Here is a 23,956-nt window from a genome sequence, read left to right as displayed (position 1 = left end):
TGTAAAACACCTGCCTTATTTCAATGATGAAACAATTGTATCGATATTGTGTTTAAACATTCCTAAATAGGTTCCTTCTTCTGTTCCTTCTTCACCCATGGCGTCAGAATAAAGCTGTCCGCCAATGACCACATCATGGTCTCTCTTTTTTGAGCCTTCCACAACGGCGTTAATCGATTTCTCTGATATACTGCTTTCCACAAATACCGCTTTAATCTCACGGTCTACCAGTACATCGACTAAATTTTGCACATCACGGAGACCGTATTCAGAATCTGTGCTTAATCCCTGCAGCCCCATCACTTCAAATCCATAGGCGTTTCCAAAGTAAGTAAATGCATCATGCGCTGTTACCAGGACTCTGCTTTCTTCAGGAATGGTCTGAACCTGCTCTTTTGCATATTGATCCATTTCCTGGAGCTTTTTCTTAAAAGCAGCTGCATTTTTTGCAAATTCATCTTTATTTTCAGGTGAAAGCTTAGTGAGTTCTTCTTCGACGATATCAACGGTATGAATCCATAATGAGATATCAAACCATACATGAGGATCGTGTATCTTTGCGTTCGTTTTATCATTTATTAATTTATTTTCTGGGATGGCACTTGCTACTGGAACTGTAGGCTTTTCATTCGACATTTTTTCGAAAATTTCACCCATCTTGCCTTCTAAATGCAGACCGTTATAAAAAATAATGTCTGCCTGATTCAGCTTTTGAATATCTCCCTGTGATGCCTGATATAAATGGGGATCAATTCCTGGACCCATTAGCGACTGAACTTCTGCAGCGTCGCCGGCAACGTTTCTTGTGACATCCGCTATTTGCGCAGTTGTTGTGGTTACCTTGATCGTTCCGTTTCCATCCCCGCTTGCTGCGCCCTGGCTGCACGCTGTCATCATAACGGACAGGGCAATGATTGAAATCAGCATTAATAATCTCTTTTTCATTCTTGTTCCTCCTCTTTCCTTCGTCAATAAATGTTTCCCTGATGCAAATTTTTGAGTAAAAAAAGGACTTTCCTTCGCAAAAACCATTTTATGAAAGAAAGTTAGGTCATGTGCTAATAAGTTAGCTTGTTTCATGTTTTGTTGATGAGTATAATTTTTTTGCCTATATGCAACAATTTAAAGCATTTTAATCTTTCTGTCAATCATTCTTTCTCGACAAAAAAAGAGCCAGCTACCTAAATAGCTGGCTAAAGATTGAAGCAGAGAGGGCTGATTGTCGAATTGATGTCTCTAGCATCATTCCATTTAGTTTTAACATGGAAAGCGAAGTTTTACAAAACCGCAAAATCAAATTTTGCAGAGCTAAAATCGGTTTTTGTCCTAGAGAAAAATCAATTTTTTTTAGTGAAACGTTCGATATGAGTACAGTATTTTGCTAATTTGCTTCGATTTACTTCAAATCCGAGCCCATGACCTGCAGGTACATTTATTTTCCCATTATTCACGGTAACGGGGGGAGAAATGATATCTTCTTCCCAGTATCTTGCAGATGCTGAAATATCACCGGGTATCGTGAAATTCGGAAGTGTTGCAAGAGCGATGTTATGTGCCCGTGAAACCCCTGTCTCAAGCATTCCTCCTACCCAAACGGGAACATTGTGCTTCATGCAATAATCGTGAATTTTTATCGATTCAAAAAGCCCGCCTACTCTCCCCGGCTTAATATTAATGACGCCGCAGCTGCCCAGCTGTATCGCTTTTATTGCATCATTTAGCGTAATAATGCTCTCATCAAGACAAATCGGTGTTTTTAATTGAGACTGAAGAACTGCATGATCGATAATGTCATCGTGAGCAAGCGGCTGTTCGATCATTAAGAGATTATATTCATCAAGCTGCTTTAAAAGGCTGATATCATCAAGCGTATACGCAGAGTTGGCATCTGCCATTAAGGGAACATCCGGAAAATGGCTTCTGATTTCATGAAGCAGAACAGCATCTAATCCAGGCTTAATTTTTATTTTTATTCGTTTATATCCATCGCTGACATGCTTCTCAATTGTTTCAAGCATGTGTTCCATTGAGGCCAGACCTACGACAACACCTGAATCAATTTGCTTTGCCGTACCGCCTAAAATGGCTGCAAGCGGCTTTTCCTTAAGCTTTGCATGAAGATCCCATACTGCACCTTCAATTGCTGCTTTAGCCATTTGATTTCTTCTGATATAGGAAAAAGAATCAATGAATGCTTCCGGATCTTGAAATGGTTTTGCAAGCAGCTCCGGGATAAGAAATGATTTCAGCAAGTGATGACAAGTTCCAATCGTTTCTTCTGTGTACCAGGGTGAAGAGAATGCAACAACTTCTCCCCATCCAATTTGTCCGCTGCGATTACGTACTTCAATTAGTATGCTCTCTCTCTTAGAAACTGTTTCAATACTGGATTGAAAGGGGGTAACGAGTTTCATATCAAGATGATGAAGGGTCACTTCCTGCACATCAATCATAAGTACCTCCAAGAAATTCTGCGAGCTTTCTGCGCACTAATTTATTTGAAGCATTTCTAGGAAGCTTATTCATAAAATGTATGCGTTTTGGAATTTTATATTTTGCAAGCAAGGCTGAACAATAGGCGATCAGTTCTTCCTCACTCACTTCATCTTTTGCAGCAATGAATGCGTGCGGTACCTGTCCCCATTTTGCATCAGGCATTCCTGTTACACCAGCTTCATTGACCGAAGGGTGAGAAAGCAGGGCAGCTTCTATTTCGGCAGGATAAATATTTTCGCCGCCTGATACGATCAGATCCGAACGTCTGTCAAGAACATATAAAAATCCTTCGTCATCCAAATATCCCATATCTCCTGTTTGCAGCCATCCATTATGAATGTCTGCTTCACGTTTCCAATACCCTTTCGTGACATTCGGGCCATGCACATGAATTTCTCCCTCTGTTAAAGGGGGGCAAACCTGATTGTTCTTCATAATTTTAATCTCGCAGGGAAAAAGCGGTTTCCCTGCTGAACCAAGCTTTGTCAGACTGTACTCAGGTGATAGCGTGACAATTTGCGAAGAGGTTTCTGTCATTCCGTATGTTTGATAGACAGGGATTTTTTTCTTTTCACATTCTTTCAATAGTGGCATAGGTGCCGGACCGCCGCCTAACAGCATGCATCTGAAAGTCTCCGGATATTCTTCTTCTCCAAGTTTTTCTATCATTTGAGATAGCATGGTTTGCACAACGGAAACGATTGTTGCTCCGTTCTCCATGATTTCGCGGTTCGCTCTTGATGGATGAAAGGATTCATGGAGGATGACGGTCATTCCATAGATCACACCTCTCATTAAGATGGACAGTCCGCTGATATGAAAAAGAGGAACGGCGCAAAGCCACCTGTCATCATGATGAAGGCCCAGGTTTAAAGAGGAACCGGCAGCGCTCCAATAATGATTGCCGAATGATTGAAGAACACCCTTCGGTTTTCCGGTTGTTCCTGATGTGTACATAATAGTTGCTGCCTGATCTAATTGAAATGAATGTTCATATTGAACAGAAGGTGTTCCTGCTGTTATAAGCTCTGCGCTATCCAGTGTAATCCAGCTTGGATTCTCCCATTTTTGATTAAGAGCTGCATCACAAATGAGGAACGCTGCTTCTGAATCCCTTAATTGCCAATCAAGCTCTGAGGCAGTCAATCTTGTATTTAACAGCACGGCTGTTGCCCCAATGTATGTAAGCGCATGTATGGCAGCAGCCATTTCAATACTGTTTTTCATAAGGATTGCAGCATGCTGTCCTTTTCTGATTCCTTGCTGATGATATGTAAATGCTATTTGTTCTGTCCGTTCATGCAGTTCACGAAACGTTAATGTTCTCTCATCTGTCATCATCGCAATTCGGTCAGGGGTTAAATAGGCACGCTGCTTTAACCAATTGGGCATTGTATTCATTATTGTTCACCGCCTTTATATTAGAAAAGCGCAAGCTAAGGCCTGCTCCTACAGGCAGATAAGGTTCCGACAGAAAAGCCGGGTCCCGACAGCCGTTCTGACCGGGGATCTAGGCGCTTGCGCTAGACATAGATGCAAAAAAAGACTAAATAAATTCTAAACTATAAGAAAGCAGCTTGATGAAATCATCAAGCTGCTGCAGGTTGTTTAAGGGAATCTTGGGAACTGCTTGAAGTCAGGATTGCGTTTTTCTTTGAAAGCATCTCTTCCTTCTTTAGCTTCATCCGTTGTATAGTAAAGCAGAGTTGCGTCTCCTGCAAATTGCTGAATGCCAGCAAGACCGTCTGTATCTGCATTAAATGCAGCTTTAAGGAAACGAATGGCAGTCGGGCTCTTTTCTAAAATCTCCTCGCACCATTGAACCGTTTCTTCTTCTAGTTTTTCTAAAGGCACAACTGTGTTGACAAGACCCATGTCAAGCGCTTCCTGTGCATTGTATTGACGGCATAGGAACCAGATTTCGCGTGCTTTTTTGTGTCCGACAATACGGGCAAGGTATCCTGAACCATAGCCAGCATCAAAGCTGCCTACTTTTGGACCTGTCTGGCCGAAAACAGCATTGTCAGCTGCTATTGTTAAATCACAGACAATATGAAGCACGTGGCCTCCGCCGATTGCGTATCCTGCCACCATGGCAATAACCGGCTTTGGAATCACACGGATTAAGCGCTGCAGATCGAGAACATTCAAACGCGGAATTTGGTCTTCGCCAACATAACCTCCATGTCCGCGCACCTTTTGGTCGCCGCCTGAACAGAATGCTTTGCCGCCTGTTCCAGTTAATATAATGACCCCAACATTTGCGTCATCTCTTGCATAAGCAAAGGCATCAATTAATTCCATTACCGTTTTTGGACGGAATGCATTATGTACCTCTGGACGATTAATCGAGATTTTGGCAATCCCATTATACGTTTCATATAAAATATCTTCGTACTTGCGTTCTGCTATCCATTCTACTGTCATTTCGCGTACTGCCTCCTTATGAATACGTTTACGAATTAATAAACTCATTTACTATTCTACCAAAGATTTGCGGTTGTTCCACATGAACCGCATGACCTGCACCAATTATTTTAATAAATGTCGAAAGCGGGAGCAAATCTTTCATCTCTTTTGCGATTAAGCAGAACTTTTCATCCCGCTCTCCGCATAGTAGCAGAACGGGAATCTTTAGAGTATCGAGGCTGTCCCATAAGGACTTCTGAGATCCTGTCCCCATCCCCAAAAGACTGTTTGCAAGCCCTGTCTCATCATTTTCCAGCCTTTGGCTCCGCTGTTTTTTTTGAACGGCCTCTGGCAGAGCTTTCTGAGAGGCAAACAGCGATATATTCTCCCAGAAATCTATAAAGGATTCCATTCCCTGTTCTTTAATAAACTGAGAGAGCTTTCGGTCATTTTCTCTTCTATTCATTCTCTCAGCCTCTGTTTTTAAACCAGGAGAGGCACTTTCAAGTATCAGCTTGGTGATCCGTTCAGGGTGCAGAACGGCATAGGTTAATGCCAGTCTGCCTCCCATAGAATAGCCTGCAAGAATGAAGTTCTTAAGATGAAGTTCTGCAAATATAGCATGTAAATCCTTAACAGATTCCTCCATGCTGCAGCGCTCAAATTCTGAAGGTGAATTTGTCTGTCCGTGTCCTATCAGATCAATTAATATAACTTTATATTGGCTGAACATGGCCAGAAAGGGGTGCCAGTTTTCAGCTGAACCTGTAAATCCATGGAGAAGAACTAGTGGTGTTCCTTCTCCATATGTTTCGACATGATAGGATACTCCTCTTATCGTCAGCATCATTTTAAGATCTTCTCTCTTATTTCCTGGGAAACACGATTCATCAATTCACGATGAATGCTGACACGGGTTTGACGATTTGTGCGCACCTCTATGATATTTAAACCTCTTTTAATGACAGCATCTGACACTGCTGCCCGGAATTCCTCCCAAGTTGCAGGTAATGTATAGGCAGCGTCGTATAGATCGGCAGCATGTTTAAAATCAAGACCTGATGGCGTGCCGAATAAAGTTTCAAAATGCTTCTCTTCTTTTGACTGCGGAAGAAACGAAAAAATGCCTCCCCCATCGTTATTAATAAGAATGATGGTCAAATTGAGCTTGTGCATTTTCGCAGCAAGCAAGCCATTCATATCATGATAAAAGGATAAGTCGCCGATGACTAAAAAAGTGGGATGATCTGTGCCGGCCCCCGCACTCATTCCAAGTGCTGTAGATACGATCCCATCGATTCCATTCGCTCCGCGGTTCGCAAATACTTCAATTTCCTTTTCCGTATTCAGGAAATAATTATCCAAGTCACGAATTGGCATGCTGTTTCCTGCAATCAGATGACACTTCTGCGGAAGAGCATGCTGCAATTCACGGAAAACATTTCCTTCAAACAGATCGCCGCCTTTGTCTTCAGCAGAGCCTGCTATCTCACGCGAAATGAGATTTACTTTCTGCCATGACTGCAGCCAATCCGTATCTTCCCGCGTTTTGACCTGTTTGATAAGCTCCTTGCACAGCCAGCTTTCTCTGCATTCAATCATTTCCGCGGCCATTAAGGTCGGCTCCCGCCAGCCTCCTTGTCCATCTACAACAAGTTGACGGATGTCAGCCGATTTCTTCAAGAATAAAAACAGCGGCTTTGAAACCGGCATTGCTCCAAACCGGATAATGACTTCCGGCTTTAGCTGCTCTGTTATGTATTCATCCTTCATAAATGCATCATAGCATTCAATGACAGATGATTGATCATGAGAACCTGTTCTTAAATTAGAAAGAGGATCTGCAAGAATCGGGTACTTCAGGACTGAAGATAATTTTACCGCCGCTTGAGTGAAATCAGGATCGCGAAGCTCTCCGCAAATAATCAATCCTTTTTTTTCTTCTGACATGAGATCAGCTAAGCGCTGCACTTCGGAAACATCAATAACTGTAGAACCCGCTGTTACTTGAACCTGTTTAGGACGGCTATTCAAGCTTGTCCATAAATCCTCACATTCTAAATCAGGTACGAGAGGTTCTCTGAACGGAAAATTAAGATGAACGGGTCCTGATGGAGAAGAAATGGCTTTGCCCGCTGCACGTGCGGCCATTGTTCTTCCATAATGAAGAAGCTCAGCAGTATGCTCCGGAATCGCCATATCAGCAAACCATTTTGCATAGCGGCCGAACAGATGCAGCTGATCGATTGCCTGCGGAGCCCCCACATCTCTAAGCTCGTGCGGACGGTCTGCTGTTAAAACAAGCAAAGGCACTCTTGAATAGAATGCCTCAACAACTGCCGGATAATAATTAGCTGCTGCCGTTCCTGAAGTACAAAGCAATGCAACAGGTCTTTGCTGAATCTTAGCCATGCCAAGGGCAAAAAAACCTGCTGATCGTTCGTCAATCAGAACATGCATGTTGATATCAGGATGCTCAGCCATTAGCATGGCCATAGGCGTTGACCTTGAACCAGGGCTAATAACTGCATCCCGAACACCCGCTTTAGTTAATTCATCAACGAAACTTGCTGCATAGAGGGTTAAAGATTTATTTGCACTCATGGTTGACTCCTCCCAGCGCAGAGAGCATCGGCTTCAGCTTAATCAATGTTTCCTGATATTCCATTTGAGGATCGGATTCTGCAACAATGCCACATCCTGCAAACAGGATTGCCTGCTCGCCCTCAATTAAGCCGGAGCGGATGGCTACTGCAAACTCACCGTTGTTTTCAGCATCAAGCCAGCCTACTGGACCGGCATACCAGCCGCGGTCCATAGGTTCAATTTCTCTGATCATCTCAACAGCCGCCATTTTTGGATATCCGCCCAAGGCAGGTGTCGGATGGAGCTTCTCCACTAAGTTCAATAAGGAATAACCTGTTTTCATTGATCCTTCAATCGGTGTATACAAATGCTGAATATTTTTCGTTTTTAATAATTGCGGGTCATCTGAAACATCCACTTCACTGCAGCATTCCTCAAACGAATCTTTGATCATTTTCACAACAATCGCGTGCTCAATCAGGTTTTTTTCATCATTTAAAAGCTCTGTTCCAAGCTCCGTATCTTCTTGCTTGCTCTTCCCTCTTTTAATGGAACCAGCAAGACATGTTGAAAGCAGCCTGCTGTTTTCCTTTTTAATCAGACGTTCAGGTGTTGCTCCAATGAACGATTGCCGGCCATTTTCAAAAGAAAAGATAAAGCTTGTAGGCTGCTCTGTCTGCAGTTTGCTTAAAGTTGAATAGATATTAATTTTGTGATCATACTCTAACTGTACTTCACGTGCCAGCACGACTTTATCCAGCTCACCGCTTTTAATTAATTCTGTAGCTTTCTGTACAGCTGAAAGCCATTTTCCCGTATCCGCCTCTTTTAGAGTGTAATTGTTCACGGACTCTTCCCCGGTGCTTGCCTTTCCTGTAAGTACTTCTCCAGCAATCGTTGTGAAATGCTTGGCACATGATTCAAGATCATCATCCGGCTTAATGACTCGATTGATTGTCAGAAAAGAAAAACCGTCTTTTACTGTTAGCATAACCGACGGCAAAAAGAATTTCGCCTCAGGATAGTTATTCCAGCGCTCGTTTCTGCGGTTATGCGGATCAAAAGAAAAACCGCCGAATAATAAAGCGCCTGTACCTATATGAGATTTTGCACCATCTTCGTAATGCACCATTTTTTTAAAGCGTTTCCAATCAGACTCAATCCGCCCGAAACGATCGCTTTCAGCAGAATCATTCTCTACTGTGCATTCGTTTCCCAAGCCTGTAATCGTAAAGCGTGAACCAGGAGTTGCCCAATAAAACCGCTCGCCTAAAAAAAGCCGCTCGCCAGCCGCATAAAAATGGAGGGGGTTCATTGAATCATTCAACGACTTGACCTGACTTAATATGACCGGTTTATCAAACTGTCTCGCTTCCTCCAAAGCACGCTTTATAATCTCCGTAAATGTATGTTTTAATGCCGTAATCATTGGAAATCCCTCCAAAACCGAAAAATCGCTTATATTAAGATACACCTCAGAGGAAAGAGGTGTCAATAGTACTTGGACAAAGAAATGGTATAATAGAAATAACGACTATTATCCTTATTATATTACTACCCTGACAACATTAAAATCAAAAGCTCTTGCGGAAGAAATTTCCCGGTCAGGGAATTAAATGATTGTTCAAACATTTGTAAAAGGATTGACACAATATTGTAAATTTCCTACACTTAATTCTGGGAAGCAAACGTGCTCCATTTGGTTTACAAAAAGGGGAGAAATCTTTAATGCATACACAATCGCACACTACACAAAACGTGCCTTCCATCAAACCGGATAAAAGCTGGAAAGTATGGTGGATGCTGCTGCGTCCGCACACACTGTCTGCAGCCTTTATTCCTGTTACAATCGGTACGGTGCTTGCTTTAAATGAAGGTCAGGTTCATATCTTATTATTTCTAGCTATGCTGATTGCATCCATTTTAATTCAAGCTGCAACCAACATGTTTAATGAATATTTTGATTTTAAGCGCGGACTTGATAATGAAAATTCTGTCGGAATCGGCGGAGCAATTGTAAGAAACGGAGTGAAACCAAAGACAGTTCTAAACCTTGCCTTTGCATTCTTCGCCGTCGCAGCACTTTTAGGTGTTTATATTTGCATGACCTCCACTTGGTGGATCGCTGTTATCGGGTTAATCTGCATGGCTACAGGCTATTTTTATACAGGAGGCCCTATGCCAATTGCCTACACTCCATTTGGGGAGCTTGTTGCAGGTTTCTTTATGGGTATGGTTATTATCCTGCTTGCTTATTACATTCAAACTGGTACGATATCACCGATCAGCATCATTATTTCCATTCCGATCGCTTTCCTGGTTGGAAACATCATGCTGTCAAATAATATTCGCGACCTCGATGGCGATAAAGAAAACGGGCGCAAAACACTGGCAATTCTGATTGGACGCAAAAAAGCGATTATTTTCCTCGCTTCCATGTTCGCTGCTTCATATGCGGTCATCTTGATCATGATTGCACTCGGCCACTTGTCCTTTTGGGCGCTTTTAGTCTTAATCAGCACACCTAAAGCATACAGTGCCGTAAAAAAATTCGTCGGCAAATCACTTCCGCTTGAAATGATGCCTGCAATGAAAGCAACTGCTCAGACAAATATTCAATTCGGCTTCTTGCTCGCACTTGGTTTATTCATTAGCACAATCTAAACTTTACATGGCCCTTTGATGGGCCGTGTTTTTTTGTGCATTATTTACAATCATGATTTGGCCCTTTCTGTTTATACTAAAAAAAGAAGAAATTACTTCTTAAGGAAGGAGCGTGAATGGAATGCTTAACAGCGGGCAAATGGCTTCCTTTCGCTCACAGCTTGACGCAAGAAAAGCAGAAATTGAGCAGCACCTGCAGGAAAGCAAACATTTCGGGCTCGAGCAAAGCTTCGGGCACGATTCTACCGGAGAGCTTTCAAGCTATGACAACCACCCTGGTGATGAAGGCACAGAGCTTTATGAACGTGAAAAAGATATTGCATTAAATGAACATGTTGAGGAAGAATTAAGCGATATCAACCGGGCACTTGCAGCCATTGAAAAGGGAACTTACGGGGTTTGTGAAGTATGCGGAACTGACATACCAGAAGAAAGACTTGAAGTGCTTCCCACTGCTACAACTTGCAAGGAACATTCACCGGAGCAGGCAATTTCCCGCTCAAGACCGATTGAGGAAAGCATTCTTGAGCCGGCATTTGGACAATTCGAATACGATGAAAGCGATTCTGAAGCTTATGATGCAGAAGACACATATCAGGATGTAGAACGCTTCGGCAATTCTGAAACTCCGTCTGACATGGAGTATCCTGTCGATTCCTACAATGACGTGTACATGGAGAACGATGACCCAACAGGGTATGTTGAAGATTATGAGAACTTCGCAGCTACAGATATCGAGGGTAAGAATGTAACAGTGTATCCAAACATACAGCATAGACAGTATGAACATACACTTGATGAAGAAGGGCTGATGACTCCTTTCGGGGACCTTCCTGCATCAGAAAAAGAACCTTATAGTGAATAATAAAAGCGGAATCGTCCTGGTCAGCTCCGAAAGGCGGATCCGTTCTGACAGAAGAATTAGGCGATGGAGCTTGACATCAAGGCGAAAATTATTATTTTTCCTATAATCTTAAACAGAGTTCCTGCTTTGGGACTCTGTTTTATTTTGCTTCTGCGATTTTTTTCAGCTCTGCCGTCCGGTCTGAGAGAAATATTTTCATGTATTTCTTTAAAAATAAAAAATCTGCGGCTTTGCCTAATAAACCTAATGGTGACCGATAGTCAAAGTAATCAATCATCTCTGTTTCATTGCCAGAAGCAACGAAAGTATGTGTGTGAGTGAAAGACTTAAAAGCTCCATTAACCATAATATCTGTAAATTCATAAGGCCTGTTCATTTCTGTTATTTTGGCAGTCAGCCTTTGCTTAATACCGAAGTGCACAGCCTCCCATACGACTGTATCCCCTTTTTCAAGAAGCCCGGAGGTTATACCTCCAACCGCTTTCTCTTTTGTTTTTTCGGTCGTTTTCGTATGAACCTCTACATTTCTTGCAAGGTCGAAGCAGACCTCGATCGGCGCTTTAATGAAAATGGTGTTTTTAATGACAGGCATAGGCTTATCTCCTTTTTGAAGAACTCCTTTCATTATAAATGGAAATCGGAAGGGTTTTCTTCCTTAATGACGAATGTTTACAAAAAAGAAAAGAGGTGACCTTATTGAACGCACACGAAATTGATTACAAGATTTATGGAGATGACATGCAGTTTGTTGAAATTGAGCTCGATCCAAGTGAAAGTGTAGTAGCCGAGGCCGGCGGAATGATGATGATGGATGACGGCATTGATATGGAAACCATCTTTGGAGATGGGTCAGAGAAAAAAGGCTTGATGAGCCGTTTAGTAGGTGCTGGTAAGCGTGTCATTACCGGAGAAAGTTTATTTATGACGGTCTTCACCAATAATGCGGGAGGCAAAAAGCAGGTGTCATTTGCAGCTCCCTATCCAGGAAAGATCATCCCTGTCGACTTAAAAGAAATGCAGGGCAAGGTTGTATGCCAAAAAGATGCGTTTCTATGTGCTGCAAAAGGCGTTTCAGTCGGTATTGATTTTCAGAAAAAATTAGGTACTGGCTTCTTCGGCGGCGAGGGGTTCATTATGCAAAAGCTTGAAGGAGACGGTCTTGCCTTTTTGCATGCGGGAGGCACAATACATAAACGGCAGCTTGCAACCGGGGAACGTCTTAAAGTGGACACAGGCTGTCTTGTCGCGATGACGAGAGACGTTAACTACAATGTGGAATATGTCGGGAAAGTTAAAACGGCCTTCTTCGGCGGTGAAGGATTATTTTTTGCAACTGTACAAGGGCCTGGGACTGTATGGGTGCAGTCTCTTCCGTTCAGCCGTCTTGCCGACCGTATTTTTGCAAATGCGCCAAGTGCTGGCGGACACTCTTCAGGAGAAGGGAGCATCCTTGGCGGACTTGGACGATTGCTTGATGGGGATAACCGTTAATAAGAAAATCGCAAGCGCCCGGTTAGCGCAGGCATGACAGATAAGGATCCGACAGAAAAGGCGGTTTTTGCCAATATTTTCGGAGCCTGAGCGTTGGAGCTAGACATCAAGAAAAGCGGAACCTACTGTTTAGACCCGACAGACATATGAGAATTCTCCCGAAAAGGCCGGGTCCCGCCTTTTTGGGGGAATTTGTTCTGGCCGAGGGGCTAGGAGGTGGAGCTAGACATCAAAGCGCAAAATTTTATACCTTCTTATCTTTATGATAGACGCATGTACAATTCATGCGTCTATCTTATTTTAAATAATCTTGGCAAAGCAGCAGCTTTCTCACATGTTTGCGATAAAGGCTAATTAACCTGATTTGGTAGCGGGATTCCCAAAAGTCAGACAGCAGAAAACCCGCTCAACAAGCGGGTTTTCAAAAACTTAATGGATAACAGGTATCGGCTGTATGTCCCAAATGCCATCAGCATACTCATGGATCGTCCGGTCACTTGAGAAATAGCCTGAGTGCGCAATATTAAGAAGGGCTTTTTCAAGCCATTTATCCTGGTTTTTGTAGGCTTTTTCAAGCTGCTCCTGAGCATCCACATAGGATGCAAAATCACGCAGTACAAAGTATTGATCATTTTCATAAAGAAGGGAATCTTTTATTGCTTCAAACTCATCTTCGGTATCAGGAAAGAATCCGTTTGTGAGCTGATCAACCACTTGTCTGATCCGCAAATCATGATGATAATATTCAGATGAGCGATATCCGCCATTTTCGTAATAGTTCAGAACCTCATCAGCCTTCAAGCCAAAGGTGAAGATGTTCTCTTTTCCTACTTCTTCTAAAATTTCAATGTTCGCCCCGTCCAATGTTCCCATCGTGAGCGCACCGTTCATCATGAATTTCATATTGCCCGTTCCAGACGCCTCTTTACTGGCAGTAGAGATTTGTTCACTGACATCTGTCGCAGGGAAAATATGCTCAGCAAGTGAGACCCTGTAGTTTTCCATAAAAATGACTTTCATCATCTTTGAAACTTTCGGATCACTGTTTACTTTATCAGCGAGCGAGTTAATAAGCTTAATGATTTTCTTAGCATAATAATAGCCTGGGGATGCCTTGGCTCCAAAAATAAACGTCCTTGGATAAATCGTAAAATTGGAATCCTCTTTCAGCCTGTTATACAGATACATGATGTGCAGCACGTTTAAGAGCTGGCGTTTATAAGCATGCAGACGCTTAACCTGAACATCAAAGATTGAATGTTTATCAACGGAAATTCCTGTTTTCTTTTCAATAATATCTGCAAGAATTTCTTTTCTTTTCCGTTTAACGGCTGCAAATTCTTCTTTTAATAGTGGATTATAGATATGTCGTTTTAGTTCAATCATGAGGTGCGGGTTTGTAATCCAGTCGGTTCCGATTGTTTCGGTAATGAGATTGGTCAGTTCTGGATTGGCTTTAAGCAGCCATCTGCGGTGTGTGATGCCATTTGTTTTGTTGTTGAACTTTTGAGGATAAATTTGATGAAAAAGTTTCATTTCACGGTTTTTCAAAATGTCAGAATGGATCTTTGCAACTCCGTTGACGCTGTGGCTTCCGACAATTGCTAAATGGGCCATTTTTACGACGCCGTGAGCGATAATCGCCATATTTTCAATACGATTCCAGTCTCCAGGGAAACGATTCCATAATTCTTTGCAGAACCTCTCGTTTAATTCTTCAACAATCATATAGATTCTTGGAAGCAGCGGCTTAAAGATATGCAAGGGCCATTTTTCAAGTGCTTCTGATAAAGTCGTATGATTTGTATAAGATATTGTATTAAACGTAATATTCCATGCTTCTTCCCATTCCATATGCTCTTCATCAAGCAGAATTCTCATCAGCTCTGGGATGGCAAGAACGGGATGAGTATCGTTTACATGGATGGCAACATGCTTATGAAATTCATGCAGGGTATCATTCTTTTTAAGGTATGACCGGACAATGGACTGCAGGCTTGCAGAAACTAGGAAATATTGCTGTTTAAGCCTCAGAATCTTTCCTTCATCATGTGTATCATCCGGATATAAAAACTCTGATACTGCTTCTGTTTCGCGTTTATAAGCAAGTACATCACGGTGAGGCGGATGTGGAGCCGGCTCAGCGTTCCACAGCCTTAATGTATTAACTGTGCTTGTTTCATAGCCAATAACAGGCATATCATAAGGTACAGCCATAATATTCTCAGATTGAACATGTCGGAATTCAAGCTTTCCATCTTCGTGTGAATGTTCAATCTTACCCCAAAATGGAATCTCAATTGCCTGGTCCGGCTTGCGGACTTCCCATACATTTCCGTGCCTTAACCATTGTTCAGGCAATTCTACCTGATAGCCATCTACAATCTTTTGGTCAAAAAGACCATGTTTATACCTGATGCCGAGGCCATGTCCAGGTAAATTTAATGAAGCAAGCGAATCGAGAAAACAAGCAGCAAGGCGGCCTAAACCGCCATTGCCCAGCCCTGCATCTGCTTCGCTTTCTTCAATCTCCTCAAGATCGATTCCAAGATCAGCGAATCCTTCAAGCACAACTTCACGAATGCCCAAATTCAAAAGATTTTGTCCGAGCAGCCTCCCTAGCAAGAACTCAATTGACAAGTAATAAACTTGCTTGTTGTTGCTTGCCCGGTTCCATTCGTTCGTTGAGATCCAATTGCTGCTGATATGTTCTCTCACCATATTCCCAAGCGTTTGGTATTGATCACGTTTTGTTGATTCAGCGAATTTCTTTCCATAACTCATTTCCAAGCGCTTTAGAAAACTGTCTTTAAATTCATTTTTGTTAGAGAACATGACTCCCACTCCTAGTCATTAAATCAGCATAAAGCTGGTTATATTTAAACGCAGACTGCGCCCAACTGTAGTCTTCTTTCATAGCTGTTTTGACAAGGCTGTTCCAAATGGTTTTATTCTTATAAATCGTGCATGCCCGGTTAACGGTGTTCATCATATCATGAGCATTGAAGTTCGTGAACGTAAAGCCGTTCCCCTCGCCTGTATCATCGCGGTAAGAAGTCACGGTATCATTCAGGCCGCCAGTTTCTCTGACAATCGGAATCGATCCGTATCTTAGAGCAATCAGCTGGCCAAGACCGCATGGCTCAAACTGAGAAGGCATTAAAAAGAAATCCGAGCCTGCATAAATGCGGTGTGCAAGCGGCTCATCAAAGCCGATGTATGCTTTGCACTTATCAGGATACAGCCACTCCATGTGCCTGAAGAAATCCTCGAACTTTTTCTCTCCGGTTCCAAGGATGATAATCTGCATATCTGATTGAAGCATTTCATGCAGCACTCGCTCGACCAGATCAAGGCCCTTTTGCTGCGTTAGTCGAGTGACCATTGTAAGAAGAGGCGTATCCTCTTTTTCCGGAAGGCCAAACATCTTCTGAAGCTCTTTTTTATTCTTTGCTTTGTTTTTGACAGAGTGCTCATCATATGGAAACGCTATGTATGGATCGTCCCCCGGATTATAAATTGCATCATCAATTCCATTTAATATGCCCACAAGAGAAGCTTCCTTCACCCGCAGCAGCCCGTCAAGACGCTCGCCAAAGTACGGGGTTTGGATCTCATTCTTGTAAGTAGGGCTTACCGTTGTTATTAAATCTGAAGCAACAAGAGCAGCTTTCATGAAGTTCACAAAGCCATGGAATTCCAATTGATCTGCATTAAAATACCGGTCATCAAGACCAAGTAAATCATGCAGGATATCTCTTGGGAAAATCCCCTGAAATTGCAGATTATGAATCGTAAAAACCGCTTTCATATTTTCATAAAACGATTGAGAAGCGTATTCTTCTTTTAATAGGAATGGCACCATGCCTGTATGCCAATCATGGCAATGAATCACATCAGGCTGGAATTCGACTGCTTTAATCGAATCCAAAACCGCTCTGCAGAAAAAAGAGAAACGCTCCCCATCATCAAAATGGCCATATAAAGAGTCACGCTTAAAATAATATTCATGATCAATGAAATAATACGTGATTCCCTCAAATTCCAGCTGTTCGATCCCGCAATATTGGCGTCTCCATCCGACAGGGACTACAATATCCTTAATCTTTTTCATTTTTGAGCGGAAACGCTCCGGAATTTGACCGTATTTAGGCAAAATCACTCGAATATCCGTGCCAAGACGCTTTAATTCCTTGGGCAGCGCCCCTGCAACATCCGCCAGACCTCCGGATTTTACAAAAGGGACACATTCCGATACAACAAATAATACCTTCACGATTTCATCAGCGCTCCTTGTACTGTTCCTTTTCTAAGTACGATCGGCAGATCAGCAGATCCTTTTAATTCGATGCCGCTGCCCACTTTTACATCCTTATCAAGAACGACATTCTCAAGCACGCAATTTTCTCCAACCTGAGATTTTTGCATGATGATGCCATTTTTTATGACCGTTCCTTTTCCGATATGAACAGCTCTGAAAATAATGCTGTTTTCTACATGTCCTTCAATCACGCTGCCGTTTGCAATCATTGAATTTTTCACAACAGCATTCTGTCCGTGCCTTGCTGGCGTCTCATCCTTCACCTTAGTTAAGATAGGACGGTTTTTAAGGAATAACTGCTGCCACACCTCAGGCTTAAGCATTTCCAGGCTGTGGCGGTAATAGCTTTCAATGGAATCAATAATGGCAACATATCCATCAAACTCATAATCACAAATCATCATTTTATGAGTATTGTCCATAATCACTTGGCCAATTGTTTTATAACCTGTTTGATTATTATCATGGATAAGATTCAGCAATAATTTCGTCGACATCACATACATATGCAAAGATTCGCCATCTTTACGGATTTCCGTAATATCGCAGCCCATTTTGACATGTTTCGCAAGAACATCTTTGAAATCAATGTTGCAGACCGTATAGCTGTTTGTGATCACCGCATATTCCTGCTTGCTTCTCAAGAAATAGTCAATGTGATCTGAAAGCTGGCGGATCGAACCAAATTCATTGTATTGGTCGTTTAAATGCGGAGATGGGAAAAAGAACAGCCCATCACGCTTTCGGTTTAAATCCCATTGTTTGCCTGACCCTAAATGATCCATCAGAGAACGATATTGGTATTTTGGAAAAATAGCTACACTGTCAATATCCGAGTTCACCATATTTGATAATACAAAATCGATTAATCTGTAACGCCCCGCAAACGGAATAGCAGCCATCGACCGATTCACCGTTAAGTCCTCGATGGCATTTGTATACGTTGTTGCATCAATAATTCCCAGCATCCTTTGATTCATAGCTGTTCCACCTCTCGCATTAGTTTATTTTCATCGGAAATAAATAGGATTTCTCTGCTGTTTGCACATCGTACTTACCGGTTATGCTCCTGCCGTTTGCTCTACTAGTTCTTCCGTTACTAAAATGACTTCTTCAATATCTTTATCCGAACGAATGACCATGCCATCCGGTACAACTAAACCTGATGGTACAATCGCATTTTCTATATAAACATTATTGCCAATGACCGCATCCGGCATGACAACCGTATTTTTCAGGAATGAATGCTGCCCCACTGTTACACCCTGGAATAAGACCGAATGGTGAATGGTTCCATAAACCACGCATCCTTCGTTTACAAGGGACTCAGTAACTTCTGCACCCTCTGATAAATATTGAGGAGGCTGATTCGGGTTCACAGAATAGATGCGCCAGTTGTTATCAAACAAATCCAGCTCAGGCACTTCATTTAATAGATCCATATTAGCTTCCCATAGGCTTTTAACCGTACCGACATCTTTCCAATAGCCTTTAAACGGATAAGCTACAAGTTTTTTCTTTTCATCAAGCAGCAAAGGCAATACGTCTTTGCCAAAGTCATGGCTTGAGTACGGATTACGCTCATCCATTTCCAAGAACTCTTTTAAAATGGACCATTTGAAAATATAGATGCCCATAGATGCCAGATTGTTCTTAGGATTTTGAGGCTTCTCGTCAAATTCAATGACTTCAAGATTTGCATCTGTATTCAAAATACCAAAGCGGCTTGCTTCGTCCCATGGCACTTCTTTTACAGAAATAGACACGTCAGCATCTTTTTCCACATGGTAATCCAGCATTTCGGAATAATCCATTTTATAAATGTGATCTCCTGATAAGATCAGTACATACTCTGGATCATATTGTTTTAAATAGTTAAGGTTTTGATAGATGGCACTTGCTGTTCCTTTATACCATTTCACTTCAGAGGACTCTGCGTATGGAGGAAGTACAGTAACTCCTCCATTTTTGCGGTCAAGATCCCATGCACTGCCAATCCCGATATAAGAATTCAGTACAAGCGGCTGATACTGTGTCAGCACCCCTACTGTATCTACACCTGAATTGCAGCAATTGCTTAAAGTAAAGTCGATAATGCGGTACTTTCCGCCAAATGGCACTGCTGGTTTTGCAAGGTTTTGCGTTAAAGAACTTAAACGACTACCCTTTCCTCCTGCCAATAACATTGCGACGCACTTTTTTTTCACCATGGTTGATTGTCTCCTCTCGTTTTTTAACTGCGCGTAAAATGGATATTCCATAAGGCGGAATGGTCATTGATATGTGATAAGGCTGATTATGCTGCCTGCCTTCTTGTGCTTTAAGATCTTTCTTATTAACCTGGCCTGATCCTCCAAATACAGTGTCATCGCTGTTCATGATTTCAATGTATTTTGTATCAGCCGGCACCCCCACTTTATATTCGTGGTAGGTTTGCGGTGTGAAGTTGCAGACTACAACGAGCTGCTCATTAGGCTTTAGGCCTCTTCTGATAAAGGAAAAGATACTTTGGTCGGAATTATTCACATCAATCCATTCAAAGCCTTCCTGTGAGTGATCCTGCTCATACAGAGGACGCTGTCTTTTATAAACAGCCAGGAGTTCCTTGAAATAGGTTCTTGCCTTTTGATGCATGTCAAAATCATCAAGCACCCAATCAAGCTGCTCAAGATCCTTCCACTCATCAAACTGGGCAAATTCGCCGCCCATAAACAGCAGTTTTTTTCCTGGATGAGTCATCATATACCCGAGAAGCAGACGATACTGGGCAAACTTCTGCCAATAATCCCCCGGCATTTTATTCAGAAGTGAACGTTTTCCATGAACCACTTCATCATGTGAAAGCGGAAGGATAAAGTTCTCAGTAAAAGCATAAATCAGTGAAAATGATACCTTGTGGTGAAGGTGCTTCCGCTGTTCCGGAGGAGCTTCCATGTACTTGAGGATATCGTTCATCCACCCCATGTTCCATTTGTAGTTAAACCCAAGCCCTCCATCAGAGGTAGGTGATGTCACCAGAGGAAAGTCGGTTGAGTCCTCTGCTATCATTAAAACACCAGGATCATAGGCAAATACATTTTCATTCAGCTTTCTCAAGAAATTCACTGCAAACGGATTTTCATGAGGCTCTTCAGTATTCTGCCAGTAGAGCATGTTCGCTACTGCATCCACTCTGAATCCATCAATATGATATTTTTCAAGCCAGAAAAGAGCATTCGAGATTAAGAAACTCTGAACCTCAGGCTTTCCTAAGTCAAAGTTAGCCGTACCCCAAACCTCATTCTCCCGGTCTTCATATCTCTCATATTCAAATGTCGGTTCCCCATCGAAATAATACAGACCATGAGCATCTTTGCAGAAATGGCCCGGCACCCAGTCCATGATGACGCCAAGATTATTCTGATGACAAAGATCGATGAACTTCATTAATTCATGAGGAGTTCCGTACCGGCTTGTAGCCGCATAATATCCTGTTCCCTGATATCCCCATGAACGATCATAAGGATGTTCTATAATAGGCAGAAGCTCAATGTGTGTAAATCCATGATCGAGAACATACGGAATCAAAATATCCGCTAGCTCCAAATATGTATAAAGGCTGCCGTCCTCTTTCTTTTTCCAAGAACAAATATTAAGCTCGTAAATATACATCGGCCGGTTATAAATTTCCTTCTGACGCTTCTTCTTCTGCCACTTCTGATCATTCCACTCATAATCTGCCAGATCATAAACAATCGAAGCAGTATTCGGTTTCACCTCTGCATAAAAGGCAAATGGATCAGATTTAAGAATTTTCTCATTTTTCTGTGTAATAATCTCGTATTTATACAGGTCACCCTCTTTTATATCCTGAATAAAAGCAGACCAGATACCTTGATCATTCACTCTTTCTAGCTTGTGATTCGAGCCGTCCCAGTGATTAAAATCACCTGCAACCCGCACCTCAAGCGCATGAGGAGCCCAAACAGTAAACACAGTACCGCAAACACCGTTCCGTACGCTGCTGTGAGCACCAAATAATTCATGGGCTTTAAACAAATTTCCCTCATGGAAAAGATGAACCTCAAAATCAGTTGGCGTAGCAAGATTCATTCCTAATCACCCTTTCTATAAGTTTATCTTAATTCTAATTTCAATCAGAAGGAAGGATTACCTTTTTTGTAAGCGCTTCTACTTATTGACATGATATGTCATGAATCATTATTCATTTTTCAAAAAACTATTCTTTTAAAATGATGTCGAATGAGGAAACGAAAGAAATAAGGATAATCGAAGAATTTGGCGAAATGAACATCAGTCAAATATACTAAAAAATTAATATACGTAAGAAAATACAGGAATTTCTAACAGGATATTCTAATTGTGTATTTTGAGTAAGTTATATCACAAAAATAGTTAATTCGACAAAATGAGTAAGAATTGTCGAAATCTTTTTATTCTTCATTTTCGTTTTTTCTTTATTACCATTACTTATACCTCTCTCAGAGATATCTCAAACCTTATTTCATAAAGTATTTATAAAGATTTATATTATTTGTTGAAAATATATTTTAAGTTCTTGAAAAAGAAAATGAATCATTTTTTTACATGACTTTTTTCTGAAGATTTTAGTTAAGAGGTTAATGGGGAGTTAGAGAGCTTTGGAAGATAGTTGGAGACTAGTTAAAAGTTAAGAGTTAAGTGGCTTTCATCTTAATCAGCATTGAACTTCGTACTCTCCTTCATCAAGGCACTTGCATAAATGGCCAAAGGCAACTATAAGAGCTTATTGTTTGTAGAATAATGACTGATGGGTTAGTTAGAAGAGGTTCCATACAGGCGCAGAGAAAGGATAGGAGATAGGGGGTGAATCTTTAAGCATTAGTACTGCTTAAAAGATCCTCTTACACATCTTTTAAAATTAAAAGGCTGTTTTCTCATAGATTGTTGTTTTCGAGTATAAATGTTGTCCGTTACTTTTTTCCGCTGCAGGAACTTGCTTTCCGCGGTCCTGCTGGGAGCCTACCCGGCTTGCCTGAGGGTTGTATGGTCTGAGGACAAAAATTCAGAATGGCAGCTGCGATATGGAGTCAAATGCGCTGTATGAGGACAAAAATTCAGAATGGCGCCTGCGAAACGGAATCAATTACGCTGTATGAGGACAAAAATTCAGAATGGCGCCTGCGAAACGGAATCAATTACGCTGTATGAGGACAAAAATTCAGTAAGGTGGCTGCAAAACGGAATCAATCATTTCCCTCTGTTTCCCGCAGGAATCAAGTTCCTTTCGCTACAATCCACTTAAAGTTTTTAACATTTAGTCTAATAGCAACAATATTTACGAACAGAGCCAATTAAAAAGAGTGCTGCACATAGTGCAGCACTCTTTCAAGTATGACCCGTACGGGATTCGAACCCGTGTTACCGCCGTGAAAGGGCGGTGTCTTAACCGCTTGACCAACGGGCCAAAAACAAGGCTTTCTGGCGGAGAAGGAGGGATTTGAACCCTCGCGCCGCTTACGCGACCTACACCCTTAGCAGGGGCGCCTCTTCAGCCACTTGAGTACTTCCCCAGAATATGGCTCCGCAGGTAGGACTCGAACCTACGACCGATCGGTTAACAGCCGATAGCTCTACCACTGAGCTACTGCGGAATAATATTGAAACCTTATTTCTCCAAAACAGAAATGGTGGGCCTAAATGGACTCGAACCATCGACCTCACGCTTATCAGGCGTGCGCTCTAACCAGCTGAGCTATAGGCCCATTATGGAGCGGGTGATGGGAATCGAACCCACGACATTAGCTTGGAAGGCTAGAGTTTTACCATTAAACTACACCCGCAAAATGAATATAAAAATGGGGCGACTGATGGGAATCGAACCCACGAATGCCAGAGCCACAATCTGGTGCGTTAACCACTTCGCCACAACCGCCACTATTATATTTGTTTAGCATTTACAACATTAAAGTAAATGGTGGCTTGGGACGGAATCGAACCGCCGACACAAGGATTTTCAGTCCTTTGCTCTACCGACTGAGCTACCAAGCCATTTAAAAGTTAGTCATACAATCATGCTTTTGTTCTTGAAACCTTCGCCCAAATTTCAGTAAGATCAGCCAAGAAGCGGATCAATTTGTGCGCTGATGCTTAAGCTTTGGAGCTAATTCGATCGTGCTCTACCGATTGAGCTACCAAGCCATTTGTAGAAATTAAATCTTTACTGAACCGTACATCAAGTAAAATGGCGGTCCCGACCGGGATCGAACCGGCGATCTCCTGCGTGACAGGCAGGCATGTTAACCGCTACACCACGGGACCATTTGGTTGCGGGGACAGGATTTGAACCTGCGACCTTCGGGTTATGAGCCCGACGAGCTACCAGACTGCTCCACCCCGCGACAATATTAATTAAGTTCATTTAATCCGATTATTATGCTGCGAATCAATCGGCTTGCTGAAGTAAGCTATTCCACTTATCAAAATAAAAATGGAGGAGGTAGAGGGATTCGAACCCCCGCGGGATTTGACTCCCCTGTCGGTTTTCAAGACCGATCCCTTCAGCCGGACTTGGGTATACCTCCGAATGACTAAATAGAATGGTGGACCTTGTAGGACTCGAACCTACGACCGGACGGTTATGAGCCGTCTGCTCTAACCAACTGAGCTAAAGGTCCTTTTTTGGTAGCGGCGGAGGGAGTCGAACCCACGACCTCACGGGTATGAACCGTACGCTCTAGCCAGCTGAGCTACACCGCCCCAGGAACAAAGTCAATTAATTCTATTTAATTGGTGGAGCCTAGCGGGATCGAACCGCTGACCTCCTGCGTGCAAGGCAGGCGCTCTCCCAGCTGAGCTAAGGCCCCTAATTAAAAGTTGGAAATGGTCGGGAAGACAGGATTCGAACCTGCGACCCCTTGGTCCCAAACCAAGTGCTCTACCAAGCTGAGCTACTTCCCGTATATGGCGCGCCCGATAGGAGTCGAACCCATAACCTTTTGATCCGTAGTCAAACGCTCTATCCAATTGAGCTACGGGCGCATATATGAAATAAGTGGTGCCGAGGACCGGAATCGAACCGGTACGGTAGTCAGCTACCGCAGGATTTTAAGTCCTGTGCGTCTGCCAGTTCCGCCACCCCGGCG

General features: G+C 42.4%; 16 protein-coding genes and 16 tRNA genes. 3 read left to right on the top strand and 29 right to left on the bottom strand.

Translation table 11 applies throughout. The annotated features are described in order from the left end of the window. Positions 1-15: 15 nt before the first annotated feature. The 7 genes from GJU41_RS14750 to GJU41_RS14720 form a co-directional block, all read right to left on the bottom strand. Complete coding sequence (locus tag GJU41_RS14750; RefSeq protein ID WP_154319039.1) at positions 16-945, bottom strand: metal ABC transporter solute-binding protein, Zn/Mn family; 930 nt, start codon at positions 943-945, stop codon at positions 16-18. Positions 946-1,337: 392 nt separating this feature from the next. Then, on the bottom strand, positions 1,338-2,453 hold the full coding sequence (menC, locus tag GJU41_RS14745; protein ID WP_154319038.1) for an o-succinylbenzoate synthase: 1,116 nt from the start codon (positions 2,451-2,453) through the stop codon (positions 1,338-1,340). Next, positions 2,446-3,897, bottom strand: coding sequence for an o-succinylbenzoate--CoA ligase (locus tag GJU41_RS14740; protein WP_154319037.1), 1,452 nt, complete (start codon positions 3,895-3,897; stop codon positions 2,446-2,448). Before GJU41_RS14740 ends, menC begins: the two co-directional genes overlap by 8 nt. A gap of 207 nt (positions 3,898-4,104) precedes the next feature. After that, on the bottom strand, positions 4,105-4,923 hold the full coding sequence (menB, locus tag GJU41_RS14735; RefSeq protein ID WP_070878739.1) for a 1,4-dihydroxy-2-naphthoyl-CoA synthase: 819 nt from the start codon (positions 4,921-4,923) through the stop codon (positions 4,105-4,107). Between the two features lie 28 nt (positions 4,924-4,951). Continuing rightward, entirely contained in the window at positions 4,952-5,755 is an 804-nt protein-coding gene (gene menH / locus GJU41_RS14730) for a 2-succinyl-6-hydroxy-2,4-cyclohexadiene-1-carboxylate synthase (RefSeq protein ID WP_154319036.1), read from the bottom strand. After that, positions 5,752-7,509: a 2-succinyl-5-enolpyruvyl-6-hydroxy-3-cyclohexene-1-carboxylic-acid synthase gene (gene menD / locus GJU41_RS14725; RefSeq protein ID WP_154319035.1), complete on the bottom strand. Its 1,758-nt coding sequence runs from the start codon at positions 7,507-7,509 to the stop codon at positions 5,752-5,754. Before menD ends, menH begins: the two co-directional genes overlap by 4 nt. Continuing rightward, entirely contained in the window at positions 7,496-8,920 is a 1,425-nt protein-coding gene (locus tag GJU41_RS14720) for an isochorismate synthase (protein ID WP_154319034.1), read from the bottom strand. The genes menD and GJU41_RS14720 overlap by 14 nt, the downstream gene beginning before the upstream one ends. 299 nt (positions 8,921-9,219) lie before the next feature. Here GJU41_RS14720 and GJU41_RS14715 point away from each other — a divergent pair, with 299 nt between their 5' ends. Then, positions 9,220-10,155: a 1,4-dihydroxy-2-naphthoate polyprenyltransferase gene (locus GJU41_RS14715; RefSeq protein ID WP_070878735.1), complete on the top strand. Its 936-nt coding sequence runs from the start codon at positions 9,220-9,222 to the stop codon at positions 10,153-10,155. Positions 10,156-10,276: 121 nt separating this feature from the next. Then, complete coding sequence (locus tag GJU41_RS14710) at positions 10,277-11,020, top strand: TraR/DksA C4-type zinc finger protein (RefSeq protein WP_070878734.1); 744 nt, start codon at positions 10,277-10,279, stop codon at positions 11,018-11,020. Between the two features lie 139 nt (positions 11,021-11,159). Here GJU41_RS14710 and GJU41_RS14705 read toward each other — a convergent pair whose 3' ends face one another. Further along, on the bottom strand, positions 11,160-11,612 hold the full coding sequence (locus tag GJU41_RS14705; RefSeq protein WP_154319033.1) for an SRPBCC family protein: 453 nt from the start codon (positions 11,610-11,612) through the stop codon (positions 11,160-11,162). 104 nt (positions 11,613-11,716) lie between these two features. On the opposite strand from GJU41_RS14705, the gene GJU41_RS14700 reads away from it, so the two are divergent. After that, entirely contained in the window at positions 11,717-12,511 is a 795-nt protein-coding gene (locus GJU41_RS14700) for a TIGR00266 family protein (RefSeq protein WP_154319032.1), read from the top strand. Positions 12,512-12,940: 429 nt separating this feature from the next. Here the strand turns inward: GJU41_RS14700 and GJU41_RS14695 are convergent, their stop codons facing one another. From GJU41_RS14695 to GJU41_RS14595, 21 genes are all read right to left on the bottom strand, one after another. Continuing rightward, positions 12,941-15,346 carry a glycogen/starch/alpha-glucan phosphorylase gene (locus GJU41_RS14695; RefSeq protein ID WP_154319031.1) on the bottom strand — a complete coding sequence of 802 codons (2,406 nt, stop codon included), beginning with the start codon at positions 15,344-15,346 and terminating at the stop codon, positions 12,941-12,943. After that, positions 15,336-16,787, bottom strand: a complete 1,452-nt coding sequence (gene glgA / locus GJU41_RS14690) for a glycogen synthase GlgA (RefSeq protein ID WP_170292806.1) — start codon at positions 16,785-16,787, stop codon at positions 15,336-15,338. The genes GJU41_RS14695 and glgA overlap by 11 nt, the downstream gene beginning before the upstream one ends. Then, positions 16,784-17,812, bottom strand: coding sequence for a GlgC family sugar phosphate nucleotidyltransferase (locus GJU41_RS14685; protein ID WP_154319030.1), 1,029 nt, complete (start codon positions 17,810-17,812; stop codon positions 16,784-16,786). The genes glgA and GJU41_RS14685 overlap by 4 nt, the downstream gene beginning before the upstream one ends. A gap of 81 nt (positions 17,813-17,893) precedes the next feature. Next, on the bottom strand, positions 17,894-19,039 hold the full coding sequence (locus tag GJU41_RS14680) for a glucose-1-phosphate adenylyltransferase (RefSeq protein ID WP_133313563.1): 1,146 nt from the start codon (positions 19,037-19,039) through the stop codon (positions 17,894-17,896). Continuing rightward, positions 18,993-20,924, bottom strand: a complete 1,932-nt coding sequence (glgB, locus tag GJU41_RS14675) for a 1,4-alpha-glucan branching enzyme (RefSeq protein WP_154319029.1) — start codon at positions 20,922-20,924, stop codon at positions 18,993-18,995. Before glgB ends, GJU41_RS14680 begins: the two co-directional genes overlap by 47 nt. Positions 20,925-22,206: 1,282 nt before the next feature. Further along, a tRNA-Glu gene (locus tag GJU41_RS14670) sits at positions 22,207-22,278 on the bottom strand. Between the two features lie 15 nt (positions 22,279-22,293). Then, a tRNA-Ser gene (locus GJU41_RS14665) sits at positions 22,294-22,384 on the bottom strand. Between the two features lie 6 nt (positions 22,385-22,390). Next, a tRNA-Asn gene (locus tag GJU41_RS14660) sits at positions 22,391-22,465 on the bottom strand. 34 nt (positions 22,466-22,499) lie between these two features. Next, positions 22,500-22,576, bottom strand: a tRNA-Ile gene (locus tag GJU41_RS14655). A 4-nt stretch (positions 22,577-22,580) separates the two neighbouring features. Beyond that, positions 22,581-22,654, bottom strand: a tRNA-Gly gene (locus tag GJU41_RS14650). A 16-nt stretch (positions 22,655-22,670) separates the two neighbouring features. After that, positions 22,671-22,746: transfer RNA gene (locus tag GJU41_RS14645), tRNA-His, on the bottom strand. Positions 22,747-22,786: 40 nt separating this feature from the next. Next, positions 22,787-22,862 (bottom strand) — tRNA-Phe (locus GJU41_RS14640). Between the two features lie 194 nt (positions 22,863-23,056). Continuing rightward, positions 23,057-23,132: transfer RNA gene (locus tag GJU41_RS14635), tRNA-Asp, on the bottom strand. Between the two features lie 3 nt (positions 23,133-23,135). After that, positions 23,136-23,212, bottom strand: a tRNA-Met gene (locus GJU41_RS14630). 90 nt (positions 23,213-23,302) lie between these two features. Next, a tRNA-Ser gene (locus tag GJU41_RS14625) sits at positions 23,303-23,395 on the bottom strand. Between the two features lie 16 nt (positions 23,396-23,411). Continuing rightward, positions 23,412-23,488 (bottom strand) — tRNA-Ile (locus GJU41_RS14620). A 5-nt stretch (positions 23,489-23,493) separates the two neighbouring features. Continuing rightward, positions 23,494-23,570, bottom strand: a tRNA-Met gene (locus GJU41_RS14615). 31 nt (positions 23,571-23,601) lie between these two features. Next, positions 23,602-23,677: transfer RNA gene (locus tag GJU41_RS14610), tRNA-Ala, on the bottom strand. Between the two features lie 17 nt (positions 23,678-23,694). Next, positions 23,695-23,771 (bottom strand) — tRNA-Pro (locus GJU41_RS14605). A gap of 4 nt (positions 23,772-23,775) precedes the next feature. Further along, positions 23,776-23,852: transfer RNA gene (locus GJU41_RS14600), tRNA-Arg, on the bottom strand. 14 nt (positions 23,853-23,866) lie between these two features. Then, positions 23,867-23,955 (bottom strand) — tRNA-Leu (locus GJU41_RS14595). Position 23,956 lies beyond the last annotated feature (1 nt).

Source organism: Metabacillus idriensis, from assembly GCF_009674765.1.
GTDB classification, from domain to species: domain Bacteria; phylum Bacillota; class Bacilli; order Bacillales; family Bacillaceae; genus Bacillus_P; species Bacillus_P idriensis.
This window is presented reverse-complemented; position numbering and strand designations above follow the sequence as displayed.

What these genes read in the sequence shown, in the direction of transcription:
- GJU41_RS14750 (WP_154319039.1), bottom strand. Translation starts at nt 945, where the DNA reads ATGAAAAAGAGATTATTAATGCTGATTTCAATCATTGCCCTGTCCGTT.
- menC (WP_154319038.1), bottom strand. Translation starts at nt 2,453, where the DNA reads ATGATTGATGTGCAGGAAGTGACCCTTCATCATCTTGATATGAAACTC.
- GJU41_RS14740 (WP_154319037.1), bottom strand. Translation starts at nt 3,897, where the DNA reads ATGAATACAATGCCCAATTGGTTAAAGCAGCGTGCCTATTTAACCCCT.
- menB (WP_070878739.1), bottom strand. Translation starts at nt 4,923, where the DNA reads ATGACAGTAGAATGGATAGCAGAACGCAAGTACGAAGATATTTTATAT.
- menH (WP_154319036.1), bottom strand. Translation starts at nt 5,755, where the DNA reads ATGATGCTGACGATAAGAGGAGTATCCTATCATGTCGAAACATATGGA.
- menD (WP_154319035.1), bottom strand. Translation starts at nt 7,509, where the DNA reads ATGAGTGCAAATAAATCTTTAACCCTCTATGCAGCAAGTTTCGTTGAT.
- GJU41_RS14720 (WP_154319034.1), bottom strand. Translation starts at nt 8,920, where the DNA reads ATGATTACGGCATTAAAACATACATTTACGGAGATTATAAAGCGTGCT.
- GJU41_RS14715 (WP_070878735.1), top strand. Translation starts at nt 9,220, where the DNA reads ATGCATACACAATCGCACACTACACAAAACGTGCCTTCCATCAAACCG.
- GJU41_RS14710 (WP_070878734.1), top strand. Translation starts at nt 10,277, where the DNA reads ATGCTTAACAGCGGGCAAATGGCTTCCTTTCGCTCACAGCTTGACGCA.
- GJU41_RS14705 (WP_154319033.1), bottom strand. Translation starts at nt 11,612, where the DNA reads ATGCCTGTCATTAAAAACACCATTTTCATTAAAGCGCCGATCGAGGTC.
- GJU41_RS14695 (WP_154319031.1), bottom strand. Translation starts at nt 15,346, where the DNA reads ATGTTCTCTAACAAAAATGAATTTAAAGACAGTTTTCTAAAGCGCTTG.
- GJU41_RS14685 (WP_154319030.1), bottom strand. Translation starts at nt 17,812, where the DNA reads ATGAATCAAAGGATGCTGGGAATTATTGATGCAACAACGTATACAAAT.
- glgB (WP_154319029.1), bottom strand. Translation starts at nt 20,924, where the DNA reads ATGAATCTTGCTACGCCAACTGATTTTGAGGTTCATCTTTTCCATGAG.